At 57.2% G+C, this 514-nt stretch carries 1 protein-coding gene; it reads left to right on the forward strand.

Annotated features, from left to right (window positions below; genetic code table 11):
- Positions 1–280 precede the first annotated feature (280 nt).
- Positions 281–514 (forward strand): hypothetical protein (locus D1012_RS23135; protein ID WP_233517251.1); only part of this gene is annotated, 234 nt, incomplete at its 3' end.

Raw genomic sequence — 514 nt, forward strand, 5'->3', positions numbered from 1 at the left:
CACTGACCTGGGACTGGGGGAACCTCGAGACGAGGCTACTGCTGAGATGTGCCCCGAGCACATAGCGGAGGGGGCATCGAGTCGGTCAGCTTTGGGGCTCGACAGAGGTTTCCGCAGCGGATCACTCCAGAAACATCCGCCTGCGCCCGCCCCCGATCAACGCCAAATCGGAACCTATTCTCTTCTGTGCTCGACCGACTCCCCCGTTCAGCGGCACCGGATCGCGACTTCGTCTTTGGCCGCCAGCCATAACAGATCACACCCTCGGTCTCAGGACGGTATGACCGTCGCTATACCCTGCAAATATGCGGACCTTTTCCAGAACAAGGCCGCCTTTGAGCAATTTCGCAAGACGTGTGCAATGCGGGTGGTGTTTTGTCAGCGACTGTCACAGCCGCGCGGCTACAATCTTTCTGGCTGGCGCGGGGCAAACATGTGGATAACCAAAGAGGGTCACGTAGTTTTTTCTCAAGGGGATCCTATTCCAAGGGGACGACATGAAAAAAGGAGAAAC

It is taken from the genome of Pseudotabrizicola alkalilacus (assembly GCF_003443995.1).
GTDB lineage: Bacteria > Pseudomonadota > Alphaproteobacteria > Rhodobacterales > Rhodobacteraceae > Pseudotabrizicola > Pseudotabrizicola alkalilacus.